This window comes from Mesorhizobium sp. M0195 (assembly GCF_040322115.1).
GTDB lineage: Bacteria > Pseudomonadota > Alphaproteobacteria > Rhizobiales > Rhizobiaceae > Mesorhizobium.
The window spans coordinates 165,288-183,090 of sequence record NZ_JAMYSV010000005.1 but is presented as its reverse complement, the minus strand read 5'-3'; the positions used below and the strand labels follow the sequence as shown (position 1 = coordinate 183,090).

The 17,803-nt window shown below is 62.2% G+C and carries 14 protein-coding genes; 9 read left to right on the top strand and 5 right to left on the bottom strand.

Annotated features, from left to right (window positions below):
• Positions 1-255: 255 nt before the first annotated feature.
• The 3 genes from guaB to NKJ12_RS13775 are packed head-to-tail and all read left to right on the top strand — an operon-like array spanning position 256 to position 2,777.
• A complete protein-coding gene (guaB, locus tag NKJ12_RS13785; protein ID WP_254817518.1) occupies positions 256-1,758 on the top strand; it encodes an IMP dehydrogenase in 1,503 nt (500 codons plus the stop codon).
• A 31-nt stretch (positions 1,759-1,789) separates the two neighbouring features.
• Entirely contained in the window at positions 1,790-2,329 is a 540-nt protein-coding gene (locus NKJ12_RS13780; RefSeq protein WP_352506536.1) for a hypothetical protein, read from the top strand.
• Between the two features lie 28 nt (positions 2,330-2,357).
• Positions 2,358-2,777, top strand: a complete 420-nt coding sequence (locus NKJ12_RS13775) for an MAPEG family protein (protein WP_352703171.1) — start codon at positions 2,358-2,360, stop codon at positions 2,775-2,777.
• A gap of 12 nt (positions 2,778-2,789) precedes the next feature.
• Here the strand turns inward: NKJ12_RS13775 and rnd are convergent, their stop codons facing one another.
• Positions 2,790-3,941, bottom strand: coding sequence for a ribonuclease D (rnd, locus tag NKJ12_RS13770; protein ID WP_352703169.1), 1,152 nt, complete (start codon positions 3,939-3,941; stop codon positions 2,790-2,792).
• A 72-nt stretch (positions 3,942-4,013) separates the two neighbouring features.
• Positions 4,014-5,261 carry an MFS transporter gene (locus NKJ12_RS13765; protein WP_023674455.1) on the bottom strand — a complete coding sequence of 416 codons (1,248 nt, stop codon included), beginning with the start codon at positions 5,259-5,261 and terminating at the stop codon, positions 4,014-4,016.
• A gap of 257 nt (positions 5,262-5,518) precedes the next feature.
• Here NKJ12_RS13765 and NKJ12_RS13760 point away from each other — a divergent pair, with 257 nt between their 5' ends.
• From NKJ12_RS13760 to aspS, 4 genes are all read left to right on the top strand, one after another.
• Positions 5,519-6,787, top strand: coding sequence for an ABC transporter substrate-binding protein (locus tag NKJ12_RS13760; RefSeq protein ID WP_352506532.1), 1,269 nt, complete (start codon positions 5,519-5,521; stop codon positions 6,785-6,787).
• Positions 6,788-6,807: 20 nt separating this feature from the next.
• On the top strand, positions 6,808-7,728 hold the full coding sequence (locus tag NKJ12_RS13755; protein ID WP_352506571.1) for a carbohydrate ABC transporter permease: 921 nt from the start codon (positions 6,808-6,810) through the stop codon (positions 7,726-7,728).
• A gap of 19 nt (positions 7,729-7,747) precedes the next feature.
• On the top strand, positions 7,748-8,572 hold the full coding sequence (locus tag NKJ12_RS13750; RefSeq protein WP_352506531.1) for a carbohydrate ABC transporter permease: 825 nt from the start codon (positions 7,748-7,750) through the stop codon (positions 8,570-8,572).
• A gap of 214 nt (positions 8,573-8,786) precedes the next feature.
• The gene (gene aspS, locus NKJ12_RS13745) at positions 8,787-10,577 is read left to right on the top strand and encodes an aspartate--tRNA ligase (RefSeq protein ID WP_352506570.1); all 1,791 of its coding nucleotides are present in this window, start codon (positions 8,787-8,789) and stop codon (positions 10,575-10,577) included.
• Positions 10,578-10,653: 76 nt separating this feature from the next.
• Here aspS and NKJ12_RS13740 read toward each other — a convergent pair whose 3' ends face one another.
• Positions 10,654-11,847 carry an aq_1923 C-terminal domain gene (locus NKJ12_RS13740; RefSeq protein ID WP_352477136.1) on the bottom strand — a complete coding sequence of 398 codons (1,194 nt, stop codon included), beginning with the start codon at positions 11,845-11,847 and terminating at the stop codon, positions 10,654-10,656.
• Between the two features lie 369 nt (positions 11,848-12,216).
• Here NKJ12_RS13740 and parC point away from each other — a divergent pair, with 369 nt between their 5' ends.
• Both parC and NKJ12_RS13730 read left to right on the top strand, forming a co-directional pair.
• Positions 12,217-14,469, top strand: a complete 2,253-nt coding sequence (gene parC / locus NKJ12_RS13735; RefSeq protein WP_352506530.1) for a DNA topoisomerase IV subunit A — start codon at positions 12,217-12,219, stop codon at positions 14,467-14,469.
• A 279-nt stretch (positions 14,470-14,748) separates the two neighbouring features.
• A complete protein-coding gene (locus tag NKJ12_RS13730; protein ID WP_352506529.1) occupies positions 14,749-15,969 on the top strand; it encodes an AI-2E family transporter in 1,221 nt (406 codons plus the stop codon).
• On the opposite strand, the gene NKJ12_RS13725 is transcribed toward NKJ12_RS13730, so the two are convergent.
• Both NKJ12_RS13725 and NKJ12_RS13720 read right to left on the bottom strand, forming a co-directional pair.
• A complete protein-coding gene (locus NKJ12_RS13725) occupies positions 15,957-16,853 on the bottom strand; it encodes a DMT family transporter (protein ID WP_352506528.1) in 897 nt (298 codons plus the stop codon). The two genes, NKJ12_RS13730 and NKJ12_RS13725, sit on opposite strands and share 13 nt — an antisense overlap.
• Before the next feature lie 122 nt (positions 16,854-16,975).
• Entirely contained in the window at positions 16,976-17,740 is a 765-nt protein-coding gene (locus NKJ12_RS13720) for an arginyltransferase (RefSeq protein ID WP_023717252.1), read from the bottom strand.
• Positions 17,741-17,803: the final 63 nt, after the last annotated feature.

The following is a 17,803-nucleotide window of genomic DNA, read 5'->3' as shown; positions in this document are numbered from 1 at the left end:
CCGGCCTTGGGGGCCAAACCGACAGATAGGGCGGTTATCATGGCTTGGCCCGGATGTCGCATTAATTTGCCGTCACGTTTGTGCGACCGCAAGTCGTGCAGCACCTGCGGCAAATGCAGCTTTGCCACTACACAACCATCGGCTTTTCAACGGCGACGGGACGTGTTACGAGCCAGCGCCAATCCTGAAAGGGAAGAAGACGAGTCGGCGCTGTCCATCAGGGCGAGCGCCTTTCCTGCATTCCGAGGGCTGGCCATGGCAAAAATCATCGAGACGTCCACCGGCGCGTTGGCGCTGACCTTTGACGACGTGCTGCTGCAGCCGGGTCATTCCGAGGTCATGCCCGGCGAGACCGACATCCGCACCCGCATCGCCGGCGACATCGACCTCAACGTGCCGATCCTGTCGGCCGCCATGGACACCGTTACCGAGGCGCGGCTCGCCATCGCCATGGCCCAGGCCGGCGGCATCGGTGTCATCCACCGCAATTTCTCGCCGGCCGAACAGGCCGAGCAGGTGCGGCAGGTGAAGAAATTCGAATCCGGCATGGTGGTCAACCCGGTCACCATCGGTCCTGAGGCAACGCTTGCCGATGCGCTGGGCCTGATGCGCACCTACAGCATCTCGGGCATTCCGGTGGTCGAGAACGGCGGCGCCGGCGGCCACACGGTCGGCCGGCTCGTCGGCATCCTGACCAACCGCGACGTCCGCTTCGCGTCCGATCCGGCGCAAAAGGTCTATGAGCTGATGACCCGCGAGAACCTGATCACGGTCAAGGAGAACGTCGATCAGGACGAGGCCAAGCGGCTGCTCCATCAGCACCGCATCGAGAAGCTGGTTGTGGTCGATCGGGACGGCAATTGCGTCGGGCTGATCACGGTCAAGGACATCGAGAAGTCGCAGCTCAACCCGCACGCCACCAAGGATGCGCAGGGACGCTTGCGCGCCGCCGCCGCCACCAGTGTCGGCGATGACGGTTTCGAGCGGGCCGAGCGCCTCATCGACGCCGGTGTCGACCTTCTGGTGATCGACACCGCGCACGGTCATTCGCAGCGCGTTCTGGATGCCGTGACGCGGGCCAAGAAGCTGTCCAACTCGGTTCGCATCCTGGCCGGCAACGTCGCCACCGCGGAAGGCACCTTGGCGCTGATCGATGCCGGCGCCGACGCCGTAAAGGTCGGCATCGGACCAGGCTCCATCTGCACCACCCGCATCGTCGCCGGCGTCGGCGTGCCGCAGCTCTCGGCAATCATGTCGGCAGTCGAGACGGCACAGAAATCGGGCGTTTCGGTTATTGCCGATGGCGGCATCAAATATTCGGGCGATCTCGCCAAGGCGCTGGCCGCCGGGGCCAGCGCGGCGATGATTGGCTCGCTGCTGGCCGGCACCGACGAGAGCCCCGGCGAGGTCTATCTGCATCAGGGCCGCTCCTTCAAAGCCTATCGCGGCATGGGTTCGGTCGGCGCGATGGCGCGCGGCTCCGCCGATCGGTATTTCCAGGCCGAGGTGCGCGACACGCTGAAACTGGTCCCCGAAGGCATCGAAGGGCAGGTGCCGTACAAAGGACCTGTGTCTGGCGTGCTGCACCAGCTTGCAGGCGGCCTGAAAGCCGCTATGGGTTATGTCGGTGGCCGCGACCTTGCCGATTTCCGCGAGCGCGCCACTTTTGTGCGGATATCCAATGCCGGACTTCGTGAAAGCCACGCCCATGACGTCACGATTACCCGCGAAAGCCCGAATTATCCTGGCGGAGCCTGATCGCCATGCGTCTTGGCGCAATCTGGCGGCAATGATCCTGCGGCTGTCGCGCCACGCGGCCGCACTCAGTGTCGCCACAGTGGCGGTTTTCATCATCATGACGGCGATGGAGTTCCTCTATTTTCGCCGATTGAGCGGCGGTCTGCCGTCGCTCGACATGCGCTATGCCGGTTTCACCCCGGATGAGGGCATGGCCTGGCTAACGGCTCTCGGCCGGCGCGGCAGCGAGATTATCCTCGTCTGGCATTACCTGACCTTCGACCTGCTGTTTCCGGCGCTGCTGTCGCTGACGATGGTCAGCCTGATCCTGGCCACGGGCCGGCGGCTGAAGAATTTCCATGCACTGCCTGCGCAAACGCAGGCGGCATTTGCAGCTGTGCTGGTGCTGCCGTACACGCTTGCCGACTATGCCCAGAACATCGCCGTGGCTCGTCTTTTGTCCGATTTTCTGTCGGCCAATCCGGATTCGCTATCCTTCGCCTCGGCGCTGATCGTCACCAAATTCGCCCTGCTGGCGATACCAGTGACCGTCATTGCGGCTTTCATTCTGATGGCTCAGAAACGGCCTTGAAGGCTGGGTGACAACGACAGGGGGCGTCTTGAACCAGACCGCGATCTTCTGGCCGATGCTGGCGCAGGTGCTGCTGGTCTATATCGTCTATGTCGTAATGGGCCGGCGCCGCCATGGCGCGGTCAGATCGGGCGAAGCCAAGACCGGCCAGTTCAAGACGCGCTCGACGGAGCCTGGGTCCAGTATCACCGTCGCCAACAATCTGAGCAACCAGTTCGAACTGCCGGTGCTTTTCTACGTCTTATGCTTGACGCTGCACGTGACCAATGGCGTCAATTATCTGACTTTGGCACTGATGTGGATCTTTGTCGTCTCCCGCTATCTTCACGCATCGGTCCACTTGACCAGCAATCGGCTAATCCTGCGCAGCAGGGCATTCTACCTGGGCGCGGTCGTTCTCGCACTTGGCTGGATATGGCTGGCGCTGCATCTGCTCGGCTTAGTCTGAGCAAGCTCAAGGCTACAAATCGAACACCGCGATCTTGCGCTTGTCGAACCTGATGGCGAGTTCGCCGCGCACCAGCTTGAGCGCGGCCTCGCCGAAAACGGCACGCCGCCAGCCTTGCAATGCCGGCACGTCGGCTTCCTCGCCCTCGGCAGCGATGCGGTCGATGTCGTCACTGGAGGCGAGTACCTTGGATGCGACGCCCTCCTTTTCGGCGACGATCCGCAGCAGCACCTTCAGCAACTCCGCAGCGGCGCTCGACCCCTCCGGCGGCTGGAAGCTCTTCGGCAGCTTCGGCATCTCTTCCCTGGGCAGGGCAAGGGCAGCGTTTACCGCGCCAAGCAGTGCCGTCGCCGTCGACGAGCGTTCCCAGCCCTTCGGCGTGGTACGCAGCTTGCTCAGCGCCGCAGCGTCGCGCGGCGCCTGTTGCGCCACTTCGTAGATCGCATCGTCCTTGAGCACCCGGCCGCGTGGCACGTCGCGCTCGCGCGCTTCGCGTTCGCGCCAGGCGGCCACCCCCTGCACGATCGCCAGTTCCTGCGGTTTGCGCAGCCGCATTTTGAGCCGCTTCCAGGCATCCTCGGGATGCGGATCGTAGGTCTCGCGCGAGGTCAGCACGTCCATCTCCTCGTTCAGCCAGTGGGCGCGGTTTTCCCGCACCAGCTCGGCGCTGAGATGCTTGTAGACCTCGATCAGGTGGGTGACGTCGGCGAGCGCGTAGTCGAGCTGCTTTTCGGACAGCGGACGGTGGCGCCAGTCGGTGAAGCGCGAGGACTTGTCGAGCCGCGCGCCGGTGATGCGCTGCACCAGCTGGTCGTAGGAAACGCTGTCGCCGAAGCCGCAGACCATTGCCGCGACCTGGGTGTCGAACACCGGATGCGGCACAAGATCGCCGAGATGCACAATGATTTCGATGTCCTGCCGCGCCGCATGGAAGACTTTGACGATCGCCTCGTTGGCCATCAGCCTGAAGAACGGTTTCAGGTCGATGTCGGGCGACAGCGGATCAATCAGCGCCGTCACCCCGGGCGCTGCCATCTGGATCAGGCACAGGATCGGCCAGAAGGTCGTTTCGCGAATGAATTCGGTATCGACGGTGACGAATTCCGCCTTTTCGAAAGCGGCAATAACGGTCTCGAGTTCTTTCTGAGTGGTGATGACGTGCATCAAATCGCTTTTGGCAAGGGATAGGGTCTCTTTCAATTTCAGCCGCGCGCGCTTTCGTCAAGCGTAACACCTCTATCCAGGCTTTGCGGGTTCATCGGGATCGGCATTCCGTTTCGCCAACCGGGCAAAAACCGTCGAAGTGCGCAACAGCGCCGTAAAACGGCTGCGATGGGTAGCCGGCACGGCGGAGCGCGCCTGCATCCGGTAAAGGATGACGGCCACGAAGATCGCATAGACGGTGGCGCTGAACACGAACAGCGCGCTCGGCCCGAAAAATTGCATCACCGTCGAGGCTGCGAACGGCCCGCCGATGGCGCCGAACGAGTAAAACAGCATCAAGGCTGCGTTGATCAGCACGAACTCGCCCTTGTCGGCGCGGTCGTTGGAATGCGCCGCCGACAGCGAATAGAGCGGCATGGCGAAGCAGCCGAAGATGAAGACGAGCAGGAAGTTGAGGAACGGACTGCCGCCAGCCACGAACGCCAGCGCCAGTGCCGCCACCATCGCACAGCACGTCGTCATCAGCAGCACCGAGCGCCGGTCCCAGCGGTCGGAGAGATAGCCAAGCGGGTACTGGATGATGGCGCCGCCGAAAATGCCGACGCTGACGAAGGTGACGACGTCGGCAACCGACATGCCGATCTGCTCGGCATAGACCGGCGACAGGGTGCGGAAGGCGCTGTTGGTGACGCCAACGGCGATACAGCCGAAGCAGCCGAGCGGCGAGATCCGCCAGACGCGCGCCAAATCGAGCTTGACGTCTTCCGGCGGCGTCGGATTGGAGCGGTCGCCGAGCGAAACCGGCACCAGCGAAACGGTGATCATCATCGACATGATGGCGAAGATGGCAAAGCCGCCGGCGCCAAAGATCGGGATCAGGAACTGGGCGCCCGTCACCGAGCCGATGTCGACCATCCGGTAGATGGCAAGCACCCGCGCCCGGTCGGTGTTGGTGACGCCGGAATTCAGCCAGGCTTCCATGATGGTGAACAAGCCGGCAAAGCAGAACCCGCCGGCAAAGCGCACGGCGCACCACATCACCGGATCGATGACCAGCACCAGAAGCAGCGTCCCCGCCGAGGCGATCGCCGCCAGTGCCGAAAAGGCGCGCACATGGCCGACGGACTTCATGATGCGCGTCACGGCAAGGCAGCCGAGCAAAAAGCCGGCGAAATAGAACGTGCCCATCAAGCCGATCGACGAAGCGGGAAAACCCTCCTGCGCACCACGCAGCGCAATCAACGTGCTCTGCAGGCCGTTGCCGCCGAGCAGGATGCCGGCGGCGATCAGGAGGGGGATCAGCGGGCGGATGGAAGACATGAAGGAAAGCCTGTCGTTGATCCCTTCTTGAACCATCGCCTTCGCCAATACCAGCGGCAATTCCCGGCGGCGTTGGGGCCAGCGGGGGGCTGCCGCGTGGCGCCGGACCCTCCGTGTTGGAACCAAGGCGTATCTTTGTAGTTCAGTGCTGGTGGGGCGAATACGCGTCTTGTGAGCTGGCGGTGTGCGGAGACGGTGTTGGGCATCGATGTGGTTTCTGCTGCCCGGCCTGAAGCTCCAAAGGGAGGTCCGCCGTCATGAAATTTCATCCCGCATTTGCGGCATTTGCCATGGCCGCAGTTCTGGCGGCCGGGCCGGCGCGGGCTGTCGACCTCGCCATGGTATCCGGCGATACCGGCAACGGCCAGAGAATCCTTCGCGAGATCCTCGATCAATACGAGAAGAAGACCGGCAATAAGGTTAGCGTCGTTCCGCTGCCTCCCTCGGCGACGGACCAGTTTGGCCAATACCGGCTCTGGCTCGCCGCCGGAAGCAGCGACGTCGACGTCTATCAAACGGACATCATCTGGGCCCCCCAGCTTGCAAGGCAGTTCATCGACCTGACCGAAGCGACCAAGGATGTCGTTGGCACCCATTTCCCATCGATCATCAAATCGCAGACCGTGGACGGCAAGCTGGTCGCCTTGCCGATATTCACCGACGCTCCGGCGCTCTACTACCGCAAGGATCTCCTCGACAAATACGGCGCCAGGGTCCCGGCCAACTGGGCTGAACTTGCCGATACCGCCAAGCTTGTCATGGACAAGGAGCGCGCGGCCGGCAACAAGGACATGTGGGGTTTCGTTTTCCAGGGCAACGCCTATGAGGGGCTGACCTGCGATGCACTCGAATGGGTGAAGTCGAACGGCGGCGGCCAGATTATCGAGCCGGACGGCACGATCTCCATCAACAATCCGCAAGCAGTTGCGGCGCTGGAAATGGCGAGGAGCTGGGTGGGAACCATCTCGCCGCCCGGCGTTCTGGCCTATCAGGAAGAAGAGTCGCGCGGAGTCTGGCAGACCGGCAACGCCGTCTTCATGCGCAACTGGCCCTATGCCTACGCGCTTGGCAACAGCGAAAGCTCCCCCATCAAAGGCAAGTTCGAGGTGACCACGCTGCCGCCGGGGTCGGGCGAGGGCGCCCGCCCGGCAGCAACGCTTGGCGGCTGGAATCTCGCGGTTTCCAGATATTCGAAGAACCCGGATGCAGCGATCGATCTGGTCAGATGGATCGCCTCGCCGCAGATGCAGAAGTACCGCGCCTTGAAGGGGGCATATCTGCCGACCATCCAGGCACTCTATGACGATGCCGACATCGCCAGCGCCCAGCCGGTGATTCCGCGCTGGAAGGAAGTCGTCCTCAACGCGGTGCCGCGTCCCTCGGCCCAAGCCAAGAGCAGGTACAATGAGGCATCGAGCGAGTTCTGGACCGCCGTCCACAACACCATTTCCGGCGAGGGCACGGCCGCCGACAACCTTGCCGATGTGGAGTTCTCCTTGACCAGGCTCAAAGGCACCGCCTGGTGACCTCGCCGCGCTCAGGCTCGATGCTGGCGCGTCAGCGTGCGCGCTCGGCATGGCTGCTGCTTGCCCCGACGCTCATCGTGCTCGCCGCCGTTGCCGGCTGGCCGTTGATGCGCACGATCTATTTCGGCTTCACCGATGCCTCGCTCGCCGACCTCGAAGCCCGCCGCTGGGTTGGTTTCGCCAACTATTTCTCCGTCGTGCAAATGCCGAGCGGCCGCGTCATCTACGACGGGCTGCTCGCCGATCCGGTCTGGTGGCGCGCCGTCTGGAACACCGTGCGCTTCGCGGTGATTTCGGTGACCTGCGAGACGGTGCTCGGCATGATCGTCGCGCTGGTGCTCAACACGAGGTTTCGCGGCCGCGGCATCGTGCGCGCCGCGATTCTAATCCCTTGGGCCATCCCGACGATCGTCTCGGCGAAAATGTGGCAGTGGATGCTCAACGACCAGTTCGGCATCATCAACGACGTCCTGCTCAAGCTCGGCCTGATCAGTACAAAAATCGCCTGGACCGCCAGCGCCGACACGGCGATGGTCGCCGTCCTCGTTGTCGATATCTGGAAAGCGACCCCGTTCATGGCGCTTCTCATTCTCGCCGGCCTGCAGATGCTTCCACAAGAAATCTACGAGGTCGCCAAGCTCGACGGCGTCGGCGCGTGGAGAGTTTTCTGGAAGATCACCTTGCCGCTCGTCCGACCGGCGTTGATGGTGGCCATGATCTTTCGCGGTCTCGATGCCCTGCGCATCTTCGATCTGATCTACGTGCTTACGCCAAACAACATACACACCAAGTCGATGTCGGTGTTTGCCCGCGAGAGCCTGTTTGAGTTCGACAAATTCGCTTCCGGTTCCGCCGCCTCGACGTTGCTCTTCCTTATCCTCGCCCTACTGACCATGCTCGTTCTTTGGCTCGGCCGGATAAGACTGGACAAGGACTATTGATCATGTGGGAGCACTGACCATGTGGATCGTCAAGCGCACGGCTTTCTACCTCCTCGTCGCCGTTATCGTTGTTGTCGCGGTGTTCCCGTTCTACTACGCCATCATCACCAGCCTGAAATCGGGGACGGCGCTCTTCCAGATCGACTATTGGCCGACGGCGATTACCTTTAGCAACTACAGGACCGTGTTCACCGAGGGGACCTTTTTGCGCAATCTCGTGAACTCGCTGTTCATCTCGAGCGCCGTCGTCTTCATTTCGCTGTTCCTCGGCATCACCGCTGCCTATGCGCTGGCGCGCATCCGCTTCAGAGGCCGTTCGGCACTGCTCCTCATCATCCTGTCCGTCTCGATGTTCCCGCAATTGGCGGTGCTTGCCGGGCTTTTCGAGCTAATCCGCATCTTCGGCCTCTACAATTCGCCGTTCGCGCTGATCTTGTCCTACATGATCTTCACCTTGCCGTTCACCGTCTGGGTGCTCACCGCCTTCGTTCGCGACCTGCCGATCGAACTGGAGGAAGCGGCGATCCTCGATGGCGCCACGCCCTGGATCATCATCGGCCGCGTCTTCCTGCCGCTGATGTGGCCGGCGCTGGCGACCACCGGGCTTCTCGCCTTCATCGGTGCTTGGAACGAGTTCCTGTTCGCCCTGACGTTTACCTCCAGCAACGAGCAGCGAACCGTGCCGGTCGCGATAGCGCTGCTCTCCGGCAGCTCGCAGTTCGAGATCCCGTGGGGCAACATCATGGCCGCATCGGTGATCGTCACCGTGCCGCTTGTCGTCCTCGTTCTCATCTTCCAGCGCAAGATCGTCTCCGGCCTCACGGCGGGCGGGGTGAAGGGATGAGTGCATAGTTGAACTGCCGGCACAGAGCAGCGAACTCAGATTGACGCCTCTGGCATAAATTGATGCCGGTGGGATAGGGGCGGGAAGAACGCGAACTCGACCCAGCCGCCGCTTGCCTTGACAAATGCACCCTCTCATGTGCTTTTCGCGCAAATTTTCAGGCTGGGCCATCATGCCTTGGCCGCAACCCAACATCCGGACCTTAAGAATGACAATGCATCGTTACCGCAGCCATACCTGTGCCCAATTGAGGAAGGCCGACGTCGGCTCGACCGTTCGCCTGTCGGGTTGGGTGCATCGCGTGCGCGACCATGGCGGCCTGCTGTTCATCGATTTGCGCGACCATTACGGTCTGACCCAGATCGTCGCCGATCCGGATTCGCCTGCCTTCAAGATCGCGGAGACCTTGCGTGGCGAATGGGTCGTCCGCGTCGACGGCGAGGTCAAGGCGCGCCTCGCCGACACCGTGAACCCCAATTTGCCGACCGGCGAGATCGAGATTTTCGCGCGCGAGATCGAAGTGCTGTCGGCCGCCAGGGAATTGCCGCTGCCGGTCTTCGGCGAGCCGGACTATCCGGAGGACATCCGCCTCAAATACCGCTTCCTCGACCTGCGCCGCGACACGCTGCACAAGAACATCGTGGCGCGGACGAAAATCATCGCCGAGATGCGCAAGCTGATGGGCGAGGTCGGCTTCACCGAATTCTCGACGCCGATCCTGACCGCCTCATCGCCGGAAGGCGCGCGCGACTTCCTGGTGCCGTCGCGCATCCACCCCGGCACTTTCTATGCGCTGCCGCAGGCGCCGCAGCAGTATAAGCAGCTGATCATGGTGTCCGGCTTCGACCGCTACTTCCAGATTGCGCCGTGCTTCCGTGACGAGGACCCGCGCGCCGACCGTCTGCCGGGTGAATTCTACCAGCTCGACGTGGAGATGAGCTTCGTCGAGCAGGAGGATGTGTTTACCACCATGGAGCCGGTAATGCGGGGGGTGTTCGAGACCTTTGCCGCCGGCAAGCCGGTGACGGAGAAGTTTCCGCGCATCGCCTATGATGTCGCCATGCGCAAATACGGCACCGACAAGCCGGACCTGCGCAACCCGATCGAGATGCAGGCCGTCTCGGATCATTTTCGCGATTCCGGCTTCAAGGTATTTGCCAACATCCTTGCCAACGATCCGAAGGCCGAGGTCTGGGCCATTCCGGCCAAGACCGGCGGGTCTCGCGCCTTTTGCGACCGCATGAACTCATGGGCGCAAGGCGAGGGCCAGCCCGGCCTCGGCTACATCTTCTGGCGCAAGGAGGGCGAGAAGCTCGAAGGCGCCGGGCCGCTGGCCAAGAATATCGGCGAGGAGCGCACCGAGGCGATTCGACAACAACTCGGCCTTGCCGATGGCGATGCCGCCTTCTTCGTCGCCGGCGATCCGAAGAAGTTCGTCTCCTTCGCGGGAGCGGCGCGCAGCCGCGCCGGCGAGGAGCTCAATCTTGTCGACCGTGATCGCTTCGAATTGTGCTGGATCGTCGACTTCCCGTTCTTCGAATGGAACGAGGAGGAGAAGAAGATCGACTTCGCGCACAATCCGTTCTCGATGCCGCAAGGTGGCATCGATGCGCTGAACGGCGAGGATCTGCTCGGAATCAAGGCGTTCCAGTACGACATGGTCTGTAATGGTTTCGAGATCGCCTCAGGCGGCATCCGCAACCATCTGCCCGAAACCATGGTCAAGGCGTTCGAGACGGTCGGGCTTGACCGCGAGACGGTCGAGGAGCGCTTCGGTGGCCTCTACCGCGCCTTCCAGTATGGCGCGCCGCCGCATGGCGGCATGGCGGCAGGCATCGACCGCGTCGTCATGCTTCTGGTCGGCGCGAGGAACCTGCGCGAAGTGACGATGTTCCCGATGAACCAGCAGGCCTATGACCTGTTGATGAACGCGCCGTCGGAGGCCAGCCCGCAGCAGCTTCGCGAATTGTCGCTGCGCGTCGTGGCGACGAAGAAAGAGGTTTAGGAAACGCTCCGAACCGATGCTGTTGATTCATAAAAAAGCCCGGCATCGCTGCCGGGCTTTTGCTTTGGGATCTCGGTCAGTCTTCGTTTGCCGTAACCGTCACGCCAAGCGTTTTCGGCAGGTCGAGCGGGTTGGACATGGCGCCCGCCATGATCAGCGCGAACGGCACCGCCGCCGGCGGCTCGGCCGAGACCTCGATGCTTTGCGGATCGTCGAGGAATTTGTTGACCGCGGCCGAAACCTGCGCCGTCAGTTCCGGATTGTTGAGCTGCGCCATGCCGAAGGGCACGATCGCCTTGGCCTGGTTGGCAATGTCCTTGCCGGACATGCCTTGCTGCTTGCCGGCATAATCGAGCACCTTTTTGGTCAGCGAATCATCATCGAAGCGGATCGAGGCGCTGTTGAACGAAAGCTGCTGCAGCAGCCCGAGCATGGCCATGCCTTGCGCCGAATTGTCGGCGCCTTCGGGCTGCGCCGCCATCTTCTTCTGCATCTCCTGCAGTGATTTGATGACGTCCAGCGTGTAGCCGCCGAGATCGAAGGTCATGCCGAGCGTGCCGGCATTGTCGACCGATATTTCGTATTTCGACAAGTCCATCCTGCCGTCGGTAGGCTGCCAGGTGCCTTCCATCTCAAGATTGCCCGATATGTTCTGGTAGCCGAGCGCGTTGATGACTTCCTTGGACTTCGGATCTTCGACCAGTGTCAGGTCGGCAGTGAATTTTTCCGTGGTGCCGGAAAACGCCAAGGCCTTGCCGTCGGCCGGCGGCGTGATTGCGATGGCAAGCCCGTCCATCGAGAAAGCGGTCTTGTCGGCCACCTTGACGGTCATGTTGTCGAGCTCGGCCGATTTGTAAATCATCAGCGAGCCCAGCGGGCCGCTTGCGCCTTCGGCCGGAACCGTCATGTCGTGGATGACGAAGGGGCTGAGATTGAGCGTGACGCCATCCTCGCTATGTTCGAACGGCGACGTCGACACGGTCGCGATTTGATAGCCACCATTGGCTTCGGTCACCCCTTCGAGCTTGACGTCGCCGATCTTGAGCGCCTCCTTTTCGGCCGCCGGTTTGACCGCCACGCCTTGCAGAACCATGCTGGAGGTGTCGCCGGTTACTCCGGTCCAGGAGAGGTCGACACCCTGGGCGGCGAGGGCAGCCTTCAGCCGGTCGGCGACCGCGGTATCCTGCGCGAATGCCGCATTCAGCGGCAGCGTCAGCAAAAAGGTCGAAAAAGCCAGTCTTTTAATAAGTGTCGAGTGCCTGATCGTCATCGAGAGCTCCCCTGAGAGTGTCCTGAAATTCTTTTCAAATCGTCGCGTCGTCACCATTCGGCGACGAACTGGACCGGAAAAAGGCGGGCCTCGGCACAATGATCGAAAATCGCGGCTAAAGGCAAACCCGATCCATCAGGCTTGCGATAGAAGCAGGATGTAACGGGTTGATGTTGGCCGGCGTCGCGACGCTCCCAATTCCCGTTGCATAATGGATGTCGCGCAAAGTGTGCAGCGGTTTTGCGATGACGACATGCATCAAAACAAGGACCTAAAGCGTCGCATGAGGCCGGTCGAACGCGACGCGCTTTAGGAGGAGGCATACTGGTGCCTCTTGCCGCGAATCACCCGCTCGGCTAGTGCCAGCCCATGGGAAAAAGGCTTTTGCCGCCCGAGAGTGGCGGCGGCGACAATATCGAGCCGGTCGATCTGAAGAAGGCGCTGGAAGAGCGCTATCTCGCCTACGCGCTGTCGACCATCATGCATCGGGCGCTGCCGGACGTGCGCGACGGATTGAAGCCGGTGCATCGTCGCATCATGCATGCTATGCGCTTGTTGCGGCTCAACCCCGACCAGGGTTTTGCCAAATGCGCCCGCATCGTCGGCGAGGTGATGGGCAAATTCCATCCGCATGGCGACCAGTCGATCTACGACGCGTTGGTGCGGTTGGCGCAGGATTTTTCGATGCGCTACCCGCTGGTCGACGGGCAGGGTAATTTTGGCAATATCGACGGCGATAACGCCGCCGCCATGCGCTACACCGAAGCGCGCATGACCGAAGTGTCGACGCTGCTTTTGGAAGGCATCACCGAGGATGCGGTCGATTTCCGCCCGACCTACAACGAGGAAGACGAGGAGCCGGCGGTGCTGCCCGGCGCCTTCCCGAATCTGCTTGCCAACGGCTCGTCCGGCATTGCCGTCGGTATGGCGACCTCGATTCCGCCGCACAATGCGGCCGAGCTTTGCGACGCCGCGCTTCACCTGATCGATCATCCGGATGCGCCCGTCACCAAGCTGATGGACTTCGTCCAGGGGCCGGATTTCCCGACCGGCGGCATCATCGTCGACAGTCGAGCCTCGATCCTCGAAGCCTACGAAACGGGTCGCGGTGGCTTTCGCGTCAGGGCGAAATGGAGCCAGGAGGATCAGGGCAGGGGCACCTGGAACATTGTCGTCACCGAAATTCCCTATGGCGTCCAGAAGGCCAGGCTGATCGAAAAGATCGCCGAGCTCTTGATGGCACGCAAGCTGCCGCTGCTCGAGGATATCCGCGACGAGAGCGCCGAGGACATCCGCGTCGTGCTGGTGCCGAAGAGCCGCTCGGTCGATCCCGGCATCATGATGGAATCGCTGTTCAAGCTGACCGAGCTCGAAAGCCGCTTTCCGCTCAACATGAACGTGTTGTCGCGCGGCAAGGTGCCGAACGTGCTGTCGCTGAAAGGTGTGCTCAAGGAATGGCTGGAGCACCGCCGCGACGTCTTGATCCGCCGCTCCAAGCACCGCCTCGGCGAGATCGAGAGGCGGCTGGAGATCCTCGCCGGCTATTTGATTGCCTACCTCAACATCGACGAGGTGATCAGGATCATCCGCGAGGAGGACGAGCCCAAGCAAGTGATGATGGCCCGCTGGTCACTCACCGACACCCAGGCTGAAGCCATCCTCAACATGCGTCTGAGGGCGCTGCGCAAGCTCGAGGAATTCGAAATCCGCGAGGAATTCAATGGTCTGACCGGCGAGAAGAAGCAGATCGAGGCACTGCTTGCGTCCGACGCCAAGCAGTGGGCGACGATCAAGTGGGAAGTCGCCAATGTTCGCCAGAAATACGGGCCCGAGACCGACATCGGCAAACGCCGCACCGAGTTCGCCGACGCACCCGAGCATGACCTGACCGATATCGCCCATGCCATGATCGAGCGCGAGCCGGTCACTGTGGTCGTTTCGGAAAAGGGCTGGCTGAGGGCCATGAAAGGTCATCTGACCGACCATTCGGCCCTGACCTTCAAGGAAGGCGACAGCCTCAAGCTCGCCTTCCATGCCCAGACCACCGACAAGGTGCTGGTCTTCACCACCGGCGGCAAGTTCTACACGATCGGCGCCGACCGGCTGCCCGGCGGGCGTGGCCATGGTGAGCCGATCCGCATCATCGTCGACATGGACAACGACCAGGATATCGTCACCGCCTTCGTCCATGATCCCAAGCGCAAGCTGCTGCTGGTGTCGCATGACGGCAACGGTTTCATCGTGCCGGAAGAAGAAGTCGTCGCCAACACCCGCAAGGGCAAGCAGGTGATGAACGTCAAGGCGCCAGACGAAGCCCAGCGCTGCGTGAGCGTCGCGGGCGACCATCTCGCCATCGTCGGCGAGAACCGCAAGATGCTGGTGTTCCCGCTGGCCGAGATCCCGGAGATGGGGCGCGGCAAGGGCGTGCGCCTGCAGAAGTACAAGGACGGCGGCGTCCTCGACCTCAAGACCTTCACGCTCGCAAGCGGCCTGTCCTGGCAGGATTCGGCAGACCGCACCTTTACCAAATCGCGTGACGAGCTTGCCGAATGGATTGGCGCCCGCGCCTCGGCCGGCCGCATGGTGCCGAAGGGGTTCCCGCGCACGGGGAAGTTCGGGTGAAGCGGTATCTCCCCCCTTGAGGGGGAGATGTCGCCGAAGGCGACAGAGGGGGTCGGAACGTCCAGACACGACCCTTATCGCAGACGGAGGGGACTGGCGCCTCACGTATCGCAGACAGAGGAGGCTGGCGTCTCACGCTCGGCGACCCCCCTGGCCTGCCGGCCATCTCCTCCTCAAGCGGGGAGATTAGCAGCTCTACCCAAACATTTGGAATGTCGTCACGATTGCTGCACTATATCAGTGCATAAGCGACGCTATGGGCCAGGGAGAATTGGGCGCTTGAAGGAAGTCAGGATACAGAAGCCGGAGCGGCAGCAGCGCCTGTTTGGCCTGTCGACGCCGCTCAGGGCCGCTGTCATTCCGCCGCTGTCGGCGGCGCGCTGGCTCCTGGTGCTGATCGTTGCCGCTGGCGTTTACTTCTTCCACGGCTTCCTGTTTCCGGTCCTTGCCGCCCTGGTGATCGCCTTCGCCAGCTGGCCGCTCTACCGACGGCTGCTCGCCGGCGTCGGCGGCAACCGCACCATCGCGGCGACGCTTGCGATCTTGTTCATCCTGACCTTCCTGGTGGTGCCGATCGCGCTTGCCGGCACCTACGCCATCAATGAGGTGCGCGAATGGGTCAACTGGTCGATCGAGACCAACCGCTACGGTGCGCCGACGCCGCACTGGATTGCCACCATGCCGGTGGTGGGCGAATGGCTCAATGAACAATGGACGGTCAACGTTGGCCACCCTGGCGGTATCGGCGAACTGATCCAGCTGATCAGCGGCGCCAATATCGGCAGCATCTACCGCGGCGTGCTTGCCGCGGGCGGCAGCGCCTTCGGCCTTTTGCTGACGCTGCTGTTCATGATGATCGCGCTGTTCTTCGCCTATCGTGACGGCGAGCATTTCGCCGGACAGGTCGATCGCCTCGGCGAACGCATCCTGCCGGCCAGATGGGAACGGATCTCACGCGTGGTGCCGGCGACGATCTCCTCGACGGTGACCGGCATGACCGTTATCGCCATCGGCGAAGGGCTGGTGCTGGGCATCGCTTACTGGTTGGCCGGCGTGCCTTCGCCGGTGACGCTCGGCGCGCTGACCGGCATCATGGCGCTGATCCCCGGCGGCGCGCCCCTGTCCTTCACGCTGGTCTCGATCTATCTCGCCGCCAGCGGCTCGCCGATGGCTGGGCTGGCACTGTTCGTCTGGGGCGCGGTCGAACTCTTCGTCGTCGACAAGACATTGCGCCCAAAGCTGGTCGGCGGGCCGATAAAGCTGCCCTTCCTGCCAACCTTTTTCGGCCTGATCGGCGGCGTCAAGACGATGGGTTTTCTCGGCCTGTTCATAGGCCCGGTGCTGATGGCCCTGCTGGTCGCAATCTGGCGCGAATGGCTGCGCGAAGTGGAACTGACCGATGAACTCGCTGCCGCCGAACCGGCGGAGCACGATGACGCGCCGCCGCAGATCGAAATTGTCGCCGAACGTGCCGCCGCGAAAAAGAATCAGGCCGGGTGACTGACGGCGAACGTGGCGCGGCGCTTGCGCCCCTCGTGCAACTGCCAGAGCGAATGGCCGATCAAGGTCATGATGAGGATTGCGCCGCCGATCAGGCTGTAGCGCGACGGCGCTTCGGCGAAGATCATCCACACCCAGACCGGCGCCAGCACGGTTTCTAACAGGTAGAACATCGCCACTTCCGGCCCGGAGATGTATTTCGGGCCGTTGGCGAGGCAGAAGAAAGAGATCGGCATGATGACGGCACCGTTGAAGACGATCCACCATGGCGCGTTGACGTGAAAACCCACCTTGGAAACCATCAGGGCGGCGACGGCCAGCGGCAGGACCACTCCGATCAGCGCCGTGAAACCCATATCCTTGCCGCTTGCGCGCGAGATAGTGATGGCCGCTGCGATCATGAAAGCCGAGCATAGCGCCATCAGGTCGCCGAAGAGATGTCCGGTTCCAACGGAATCGCCGACAATGATCGTCACGCCGACGATCATCAGTGCCAGCGCTGCAAGCGTCAGGGGCCGTGGCCTCTCCTTCAGGAACAGCCATGACAAAAGGGCCGCGAACATGGTTGTGAACGCCAGGATGAAAACGAGGTTGGCGGTCGAGGTGCTGTAGACGCCGGTGATGAAGGCGATCGAGCCGAGCCCGTAGAGGGCGGCAACGATGAGCCCTGACCAGCCCGGGATAAGCTGCGGCGCCTTTGCGCTCAGCGAGCGCCAGACGGCCCAGATGATGAGCGTGGCGACGAAGGTCGTACCGGTGCGCAACAGCAGGATCGTCCATGCCTCGCCATCGGCGAGCCGGATCAGCGGAATGTCGACCGTCAGCGTCAGCCCGCCGATGGCGGTGATCAGAAGGCCTCTCTGGTGCTCGTTGTGGGAAGACATGCGGCAATTCTCGCGTAGGCTTGGAGGCGCAAAATTGACCTGCCCGGTTTCCAGCCGATCGGCCGGAAGCCCAGCGGGCATCTTCCTCGAAACAATTTAAGACTGAATACCGAAAGCGAAGATCAGCGCGAAACCGCTTCGTGATTGTAGCGTTCCCAACCTTTCGGGCCGAGATGCTCCTGCGGCTGGAAGCGCATCTTATAATTCATCTTGCGCGAGCCGTTGACCCAGTAACCCAGGTAGACATGGGGCAGGCCCATCGCCCTGGCGCGGGCGATGTGGTCGAGGATCATGAAGGTGCCGAGCGAGCGGTCCTCGAAGTCCGGGTTGAAGTAGGAATAGACCATCGACAGGCCATCGGCCATCTTGTCGGTGAGCGCCACGGCGATCAGCTCGCCCTGGCCCTTGCCGGTGATGAAGCTGTCGGGTCCGCGGCGACGGTATTCGATGACCTTGGTGTCGACATGGGTATCCTCTACCATCATGGCGTAGTCGAGCACGGTCATATCGGACATGCCGCCACGGCGATGGCGGGCGTCGAGATAGCTGCGGAACAGCGAATACTGCTCGGTGGAGGGCTCGGCGTCGTGCATGGCGCCGACCAGATCCGAATTATGCTGTATGACCCGTTTCATGTTGCGGCTGGCGGTGAATTCCTGCGCCAGGATGCGCACCGACACACAGGCGCGGCAGGTCTCGCAAGCCGGCCTGTAGGCGATGTTCTGCGACCGCCTGAATCCACCCTGCGTCAACAGATCGTTCATTTCCGGGGCCTTGTCGCCGACCAGGTGTGTGAACACCTTGCGCTCGAACTGGCCCTCGAGATAGGGACATGGCGAGGGCGCGGTCAGAAAGAACTGCGGCGACTGGGTCGGGTGCTGCGTCATCGAGCCTTGGAAACACTCCTGCGAATCGCTCTACCTTTGGCGCGGAAGCCGAAAAATTCAACA

What these genes read in the sequence shown, in the direction of transcription:
- guaB (WP_254817518.1), top strand. Translation starts at nt 256, where the DNA reads ATGGCAAAAATCATCGAGACGTCCACCGGCGCGTTGGCGCTGACCTTT.
- NKJ12_RS13780 (WP_352506536.1), top strand. Translation starts at nt 1,790, where the DNA reads ATGATCCTGCGGCTGTCGCGCCACGCGGCCGCACTCAGTGTCGCCACA.
- rnd (WP_352703169.1), bottom strand. Translation starts at nt 3,941, where the DNA reads ATGCACGTCATCACCACTCAGAAAGAACTCGAGACCGTTATTGCCGCT.
- NKJ12_RS13765 (WP_023674455.1), bottom strand. Translation starts at nt 5,261, where the DNA reads ATGTCTTCCATCCGCCCGCTGATCCCCCTCCTGATCGCCGCCGGCATC.
- NKJ12_RS13760 (WP_352506532.1), top strand. Translation starts at nt 5,519, where the DNA reads ATGAAATTTCATCCCGCATTTGCGGCATTTGCCATGGCCGCAGTTCTG.
- NKJ12_RS13755 (WP_352506571.1), top strand. Translation starts at nt 6,808, where the DNA reads ATGCTGGCGCGTCAGCGTGCGCGCTCGGCATGGCTGCTGCTTGCCCCG.
- NKJ12_RS13750 (WP_352506531.1), top strand. Translation starts at nt 7,748, where the DNA reads ATGTGGATCGTCAAGCGCACGGCTTTCTACCTCCTCGTCGCCGTTATC.
- aspS (WP_352506570.1), top strand. Translation starts at nt 8,787, where the DNA reads ATGCATCGTTACCGCAGCCATACCTGTGCCCAATTGAGGAAGGCCGAC.
- NKJ12_RS13740 (WP_352477136.1), bottom strand. Translation starts at nt 11,847, where the DNA reads ATGACGATCAGGCACTCGACACTTATTAAAAGACTGGCTTTTTCGACC.
- parC (WP_352506530.1), top strand. Translation starts at nt 12,217, where the DNA reads ATGGGAAAAAGGCTTTTGCCGCCCGAGAGTGGCGGCGGCGACAATATC.
- NKJ12_RS13725 (WP_352506528.1), bottom strand. Translation starts at nt 16,853, where the DNA reads ATGTCTTCCCACAACGAGCACCAGAGAGGCCTTCTGATCACCGCCATC.
- NKJ12_RS13720 (WP_023717252.1), bottom strand. Translation starts at nt 17,740, where the DNA reads ATGACGCAGCACCCGACCCAGTCGCCGCAGTTCTTTCTGACCGCGCCC.